A 7,020-nucleotide genomic window follows, 5' to 3' on the forward strand; every position below is an offset into this window, starting at 1 on the left:
GCAGGGTCGCGTTGACGCCGCTGCCCGCGAACTCCTGGCCACCCGGCGCATCGAGCTGCCAGTAGGCATCGGCCTCCATGCCGAAGGGCGCCCAGATCTTGCGCGACAGGTAGTCGCCGATCGGCTCGCGCAGCGCGCCGGCCAGGATCCTGCCGACCAGGTAGGTCTCGCCGGTGCTGTAGTTGAAGCGCGTGCCGGCCGGCGCCACGCGCGGCAGCGTCGCCATGAAGGCGAGCACCGCGCCCGCGTCCTGGTCGAGCTGCGCGCGCAGCATGCGGCGACGGTCGGAGGCCGGGTCGAGGTAGTCCTCGTTCCAGGCCACGCCCGAGCTCATCTGCAGCACCTGCCGCAGCGTGACGCCGTCGTAGGCCGAGCCGCGCAGCGCGGGCACGTAGGCGACCACCGCGTCGTCCAGGCTCGCGATCAGGCCATCGTGCAGCGCCGCGCCCACGAGCGTGGAGGCAATCGACTTCGCGACCGAGAACGACATCCAGCGCGTGGTCGCGTCGTTGCCCATCGCATGGCGCTCGAGCACCACCTGGCCGTTCTTGAGCACCAGCAGGCCGGCCGTACGGTTGCGCGCCATGAACGCGTCGATGCCGAACTCCGCGTCGCCCGCGCGGTAGCGCACGTCGATCGCGCGGCCCGCGGGCAGCGGATGGACCTGCGCGCCGCGCCGGATCGTGCGCGTCGCATAGAGCCGGTCCATGTGGCGGTAGGTGGGCGCCTGCAGCTCGGGCGCCAGTGTCATCAGGTCCTCGAGCCGGCCGATGGCCTCGGTGTCCGCCATGCAGCAGCTCCTTACCTGGCCGGCTTCGCCGGCCGGTTCAGCCCCAGCGTCGGCGTCTCGTCGAAGAAGTTCCAGGGCTTGAGCAGCGCATGCACCCACTCGGTGGGCATGATCGGCCATTCCTCGGCGCGCGCGACGTGGGTGGTGCCGGTGGTGAGCCAGACCACGTTGTCGGTGTTCACGATCGCCTGGTCGTCGGCGGTGAACTGGCCCAGGCCGGTGTCCTTGTTCGAGCGGTTCGGGTACTTGCCCTCGGGGAACTGCTCCTCGGGGTCGTAGCGCGTCACCCAGAGCTGGCGGTCCATGAAGCTCAGGCGGTGGTTGATCCACTCGTCCTGCGCGAAGTTGGCGCCCTTGGCGATCGGGTGCGTGCCGCCCGCGTAGGGAATGAGCTGGTACGAGACCGGGTTGCCGACCTTGTTGTTCTTGGCCGGATTGCTCAGCAGCCGGATCGTCGAGGGATCGAACTTCTGCGCCGCCTGCCGCTCGGTCGCCACCGTGCGCTGCACCGTCTGCATGGTGCTGGTGCGCGGGCCGCCTCGGGTGTTGGGCAGCACCACCGGGTCGACCTCGGTCAGCGAGTTGTTCTCGCCGTCCACGTCGAGGTCGAGCCGGAAGTTGTAGATGTGCTGGTGCGTGGTGCCGACGATGTGGTGGTCAAGCAGCGTGCCGTAGCGCGTGTCCTCGGCGGCGGTCGCGTCCTGCATGGTGCGCGACTTCACGCCCTTCACGGCCTCGATGCCGGTGGCGCCCGCGTTGATGCCGATGGTGCCGTTCTCGGCGAACACCCAGTCGAACAGGTAGTCGTAGTTGCCCACCGTGCTGATCCAGCGCACCACCAGTTCGCGCCGCTCGGTGCTCACGTTGGGCTTGCCCATCTCCTGGTGCTTGAACTCGGGATCGGCATAGCGCTCGAAGACCGCGATCGCGCGCGGCACCTTCACGGGCGCGCCGGTGTAGTCGGCCAGCGTGGCGTCGAGCAGCACGGCGTTCTGCGGCGCGTCCTTCTCGGGCTCGATCGGCGAGGTCAGCGTGCCCATGCCGTATTCGCCCGAGTCGAGATAGGCCTTGAAGTACCAGCCGGTGTCGGGGTCGCCGTAGGGCACGATCATCCCGCCCAGCGAGCCTTCGTACATCACCTTGCGCTTGGTGCCCTTGTCGTTGTAGGTCACGGTCGAGAGCACCAGGCCCACGCGCGAGTCGAGCCGCAGGTGGAAGTCCCAGTTGCGCCAGTGCAGCATGTTGCCGGCGATGGTGTAGTTCTTGCCCTCGGGTTCGGTGATCTCCAGCGGCTTGGGCGCGGGCGTGCCGGCGCGGTCGCGGCCGTCGTAGGGCGTGGGCTTGAGCGGCACCGGCACCAGGCCGCCGTCCTCGATCTTCAGCACCTTCTTCTGCTCGAGGTCGACCACCGCCACCAGACCCTCGATCGGGTGCGCCCAGTAGTTGCCGTCGCCCACGTCGAGGTAGCTCACCACCTTGAGCAGCCGGTCTTCCTGGCGCAGCGAATCCTTGCCGTCGAAGTAGCCCACGGTCAGCGGCGTGGCCACCACCTTCTTCACGTCGTCGATGCCGCGCGTGGCGAGCGCCTTCGCGTAGTCGGCACTGGCCTCGATCGCGCTCTGCACGGTGGCGAAGTCGTCGAGCAGCACCATGCCGTGCGCGCCTTCCACCGGCTTCCATTCGAGCAGCCTGCGTGCCGCGAGGTCGATGCTGCCCTCGATCACCTTCTTGCCGTCGAGCGCGACGAAGCTCGCCTGCCGCGCGGCGCGCACCGGCTGGCCCGAGAGCGCGAAGGCCCAGACCTGGTCCTTGGGCGGGCGCTTGAGGCTGATCTCGGTGAAGCGCAGGCCGGGCCTGTAGTTGCCCGAGGCCTTGATGGTCTCCAGCGCGGCCTGGATCTCCTCGGCCGACAGCGGATTGAGCGGATTCGGCGTGCGCTCGACCACGAAGGTGCGGTCCAGGCTGGACTGGAACACCTGGTTGATGAAGTCGTGCGGCACCCAGGCCGCGCCCTTGCGCAGCACCACCGGCACGTCGAGCTGCAGCGGCTGGCCGTTGATCAGCGCGGTCTTCGAGCCGGGCTTGATGCGCACCAGCGTGCCGTTGCGCGCCACCGTGTAGACGTTGGCGAAGCTGTCGAAGCGCACGGTGGCGCCGAAATCCTCGACCGTCTTCTTGAGCGGCACCATGTGGGCCGCGCCGCCATGGGCCTGGGCGCCGCCGGCCGCGAGCGGGCCGAGGGCCAGCGCGAGCGCGGTGGCAAGAAGGGTGCGGGTGGTGCCGCGGACCGGCGTTCGATGGTGGCTGCTGCGCATGGACGACTGTTCCCTTTTCTTCGCATGTTGTGACGAGCGACAGCGAAGTTAAGGGCGCGGCCCGCGCGGCGGTTAGCCGGATTCGGCAAGCCAGCGCGCGCGCGTGGCGGAAGGCAGTTCGCCGAACAGCCGGCTGTAGTCGGCCGCGAAGCGCGACAGGTGCCAGAAGCCCCAGCGCGCCGCCACGTCGCCGATGCTGTCGCGCCGGTGCGTCTGCAGCTCGCGCCGCACCCGGTTCAGGCGCATCACGCGCAGGTAGGTCACGGGGCTCAGGTGCACCACGTCCTCGAAGGCGTACTGCAGCGCGCGGCGCGACACGCCGGTGGCCGCGCAGAGGTCGGGCACGCTGATGGCTTCGTCGGCATGGGCCCGCATGTACTCGCGCGCCAGCGCCACGATGTGGCGCCGCGCCACCGTGCCGGGCGGCAGCCGGGTTTCGAAGGCGTCGCAGCCGATGCAGTGCAGCACCGCGTCGGCCAGCGACAGCGACAGCATGTGGCGCGCCGCCGGCTGCTCGAGCTGCGCGAGGTTGCCGCGCGCCAGCGACAGCGCGGCGCCCAGCAGCTTCGACAGCTCGCTCTCGTCGAAGCCCGGCTGGCGCACCGGCGCCGGCTCGGGCAGGCGCAGCTCGAAGTCGGCGCCGAACAGCGTGGCCGCGAGCTCGGCCAGCGGCGCGGTGTCGATGCACACCGCCATCAGGTCCATGCCGGCGCCGGCCAGCAGTTCGAATTCGCGCTGCGGCGACAGCGCGATCAGGCGCCGGCCCTCGATCTCGTGGCCGCAGTACCAGCTGCCGCTGCCCGCGACCTCGGTGACGGCGAACGAGACCGTGCCCGGGCGGCCCTGGCCGTTCTGCAGCAGGGTCTGGTTCGCATGCTCGTGGAAGACCTGGACGAAGCCCAGGTGCAGGTCCTCGGACAGGCCCTCGAAGCGGCCGTTCGACAGCTGTTCGTAGTGCTGGTCCCAGTGGTCCAGGCTCGAGGCCTGTGCCTGGGCCTCGGCGTTCAGGTGGCGGGAGAAGTGAAGCTCGGTCATGGTCGGCGCGGACGCTGGCACGGCGGCCGTCGTCGAGCCGACGAGCAGGAACCGTGCCGATCAGCGCGCAGTCTGCAAGAAGCGCGGACGCTTGACCATCTTGCTTACCCTCGGTCCGGCCGCCGCCTCATTCGGGCTGGAGCCCGATGTCCTTGACCAGCGCGCCCCAGTCGCGCAGGTCCTGGCGCAGGGTCGCGGCGAACTGCTCGGGCGTGTTCTGCGGCAGGTCGGTGAAGTTGAGCTCGCGCAGGCGCTGCACCACGGCCGGGTCGCGCAGCGCGCGGTTCACCGCCTCGTTGAGCTTCTTCACGATGGCCGGCGGCGTCTTCGCGGGCGCCAGCACGCCGTACCAGGCATAGGTGGTGAACGGGTAGCCGGACTCGGTCATCGTCGGCACCTCGGGCAGCATCGGGATGCGCGAGGGCCCGCTGTTGGCCAGCGCCCGGAGCCGGCCGGCGCGCACCAGCTCCACCGTCGAGGACATGTCGGCGAAGGCCGCCTCGACCTGGCCGCCCATCAGGTCCTGCACGCAGGGGCCGCTGCCCTTGTACGGCACGTGCTCGATCACCAGGCCGGCCTGCTTCTTGAGGCTTTCCATCGCCAGGTGGCCGCCCGAGCCGTTGCCCCACGAGCAGTAGCTGAGCTTGTCGGGCCGCGCCTTGGCATAGGCGACGAAGTCGGCCAGCGTCTTCACCGGCAGGTCGTTGCGCACCAGCAGCAGGTTGCCGCCGCGGCCGATCTGCGCCACCGGCGCGAAGTCCTTCACCGGGTCGTAGGGCAGCTTGCGGTAGAGGCTGGGATTCACCACCATCGCGGCGGCGTAGGTGAACAGCAGCCGGTAGCCGTCGGGCGCCGCGCGCGCCACCTGCTCGGTGCCGAGGATGCCGTTGGCGCCGGGCCGGTTGTCGACCACGAAGGGCTGCTTGAGCGACTTGCCCAGCGCATCGGCGACCAGCCGCGCGATGGTGTCGGTGCCGCCCGCGGCGGCCGTGGGCACGACCAGCGTGACGGGCTTGTCGGGATAGGCCTCGGCGCCCTGCGCGGCGGCCGTGGCCAGCAGGCCGGCGAGGCCGGCAAGGAACAGGCCGGTGCGGAGAAGGGATGCGGTCATGGATGCGGGTCCTCGGGAAGTCATTGGATACCGAAGCGCGCCTGCGTGCCCTGCTCGATCATGTCGGCGCTCACGCGGTAGAGGTTGCGCGACACGTAGCTGGGCACCTGCCGCGCGCGCTGGCGCAGCCACTCGGCCTTGAGCGCGCGTGCCTCGACCAGCTCGGGCGCGTCGCCGCGCGCGGTGGCCAGCAGGTCGATCACGTGCAGCGCGAGCTGCCATTGCCCCTGCTGCGCCAGCGCGCGTGCCCGCGCGATCAGGCCGGCCTTGTCGGTGATGGCCTCGGCCACGGCCTGGCCGATGGCCTCGGGCGGCTCGGGATGCAGGCTGGTCGGGTTGCGGTCCCACCAGCCGTTCTCCGAGCGGTAGATGTCGCGCACGATGTAGGCCGGGTCGCCGTAGGTGGGCTTCATCCAGTCGACCGCGAACAGTTCGTCGGGGCAGCGGATGCGCGCCAGCAGCTCGCGCTCGTTGAGGCCCTCGTTCATCAGCCGCACCACCTCGGCGCGCAGCCAGCGCAGGGCGCGCGCCGTGTGGGTGAGCACGTGACGCACCTGGTCCTCGCCCTCGAGCGTGGCGCCGAACTCGCGCACCGCCTTGCGCGCGCCGAGCGCGGCCAGCGCCTCGAGCGTATCGGCCCAACGCACCGTGTCGCGCAGGGTGCGAAAGGGCGTCCCGATGTTGGGGATCGAATCGATCAGCGCCGCGCCGCCGTAGAGCACGCGCTGCGCGGGGCTCCACAGCGCGATCGCGTCGTCGGTCTCCGAGGGCGCCCAGCGCAGCTCGATGGCGCGCTCGCCGTGGCCGATGGCCAGCCGCTCGTCGAAGGTCTCGGTCGGCGCATGCATCGACAGCCGCTGCGCGAAGAAGCCCGCGGGCCGGTTGAACTGGATCTCGGCCATGCGGTGCTGCAGCGCCTCGGTCTCGCGGTAGCGCGCGAGGCGCCGCGGCACGTTGCGATGCGCGATCACGCGCGGCGGCGCATCGCCGCGCTGCGCCGCATGGGCGAGCCACATCGGCACGCCGGCGTTGTAGCCCACATGGCCGTGGCTGTAGCACAGCGCATGCAGCGGCGCGTCGCTGAGTTCGCGCACCGCGTCGATCATGCCCTGCGTCACCGCGCCGCCCGGGCCGGCGTCGATCACCACCAGGCCCACATCGGTCTCGGCCACGAAGGACTGCCCCTGCCCGCGCAGGATGTGCAGGCCCGGCGCCACCGTCTCGGTGCCGCTGCCGACGATGAGGAAGGGCTTCTCCTGTTCCTGTGTGCTGCTCATGCGTCGTCTCCCAGTCGTTGAAGCGGCGGCAGCGCATAGCGGCCGTCGAGCATTTCCGCGCGCGGCATGTAGGCGCGCAGGCAGAGGTAGAAGGCGCCCGCGGGCGCGGGCAGCCAGTTCGCGCGCGCGGCCTGGTCCGCGGGCGCCGCATGCTGGATGCGCAGCGTGAGGCCGCCGTCGGCGTCGTGGCGCAGCGCCGGCGTGCGGTCGCCGATGGCGTAGCGGTCGATCGGGTTGTCGACCAGCATGCAGTCGCGGCTGTCGTACAGGGTGAGCGACCAGAAGGCCTCGACCGGCGGCAGCTCGCCAGGTCCGAAACGCAAGGTGTAGCGGTGGCTGCCGTGCAGCGCGCGGCCCGCGGCGTCGTGCCAGGCGAGCGGGTAGGTGGCCTCGCGGCTCTCGAGCATGCCGATGTACTTGAGCGCGACCAGCGCGCGCATCCGGTGGTCGTCGCCGAAGCTCGCTTCGACCGGCGGCATCGATACCCAGCCG

6 protein-coding genes are annotated in these 7,020 nt (G+C 70.8%); all 6 read right to left on the bottom strand.

Annotated features, from left to right (window positions below; genetic code table 11):
• The coding region (locus AC27VN_RS28125) for a serine hydrolase domain-containing protein (protein WP_490878659.1) at positions 1-790 on the bottom strand (790 nt) is incomplete at its 3' end.
• A gap of 11 nt (positions 791-801) precedes the next feature.
• Complete coding sequence (gene tynA / locus AC27VN_RS28130) at positions 802-3,105, bottom strand: primary-amine oxidase (protein ID WP_490878660.1); 2,304 nt, start codon at positions 3,103-3,105, stop codon at positions 802-804.
• A 72-nt stretch (positions 3,106-3,177) separates the two neighbouring features.
• Entirely contained in the window at positions 3,178-4,140 is a 963-nt protein-coding gene (locus tag AC27VN_RS28135) for a helix-turn-helix domain-containing protein (RefSeq protein ID WP_057590771.1), read from the bottom strand.
• A gap of 127 nt (positions 4,141-4,267) precedes the next feature.
• Positions 4,268-5,251, bottom strand: a complete 984-nt coding sequence (locus AC27VN_RS28140; RefSeq protein WP_261211562.1) for a Bug family tripartite tricarboxylate transporter substrate binding protein — start codon at positions 5,249-5,251, stop codon at positions 4,268-4,270.
• A 20-nt stretch (positions 5,252-5,271) separates the two neighbouring features.
• Positions 5,272-6,528: an alkyl sulfatase dimerization domain-containing protein gene (locus AC27VN_RS28145; protein ID WP_490878661.1), complete on the bottom strand. Its 1,257-nt coding sequence runs from the start codon at positions 6,526-6,528 to the stop codon at positions 5,272-5,274.
• The coding region (locus tag AC27VN_RS28150; protein ID WP_490878662.1) for a DUF1214 domain-containing protein at positions 6,525-7,020 on the bottom strand (496 nt) is incomplete at its 5' end. The genes AC27VN_RS28145 and AC27VN_RS28150, both read right to left, overlap by 4 nt.

The sequence above is a fragment of the Variovorax sp. 20P10.2.4 genome (genome assembly GCF_058244205.1).

Coding starts and splice junctions, on each gene's coding strand:
- AC27VN_RS28145 (WP_490878661.1), bottom strand. CDS start 6,528: ATGAGCAGCACACAGGAACAGGAGAAGCCCTTCCTCATCGTCGGCAGC.
- AC27VN_RS28135 (WP_057590771.1), bottom strand. CDS start 4,140: ATGACCGAGCTTCACTTCTCCCGCCACCTGAACGCCGAGGCCCAGGCA.
- AC27VN_RS28140 (WP_261211562.1), bottom strand. CDS start 5,251: ATGACCGCATCCCTTCTCCGCACCGGCCTGTTCCTTGCCGGCCTCGCC.
- tynA (WP_490878660.1), bottom strand. CDS start 3,105: ATGCGCAGCAGCCACCATCGAACGCCGGTCCGCGGCACCACCCGCACC.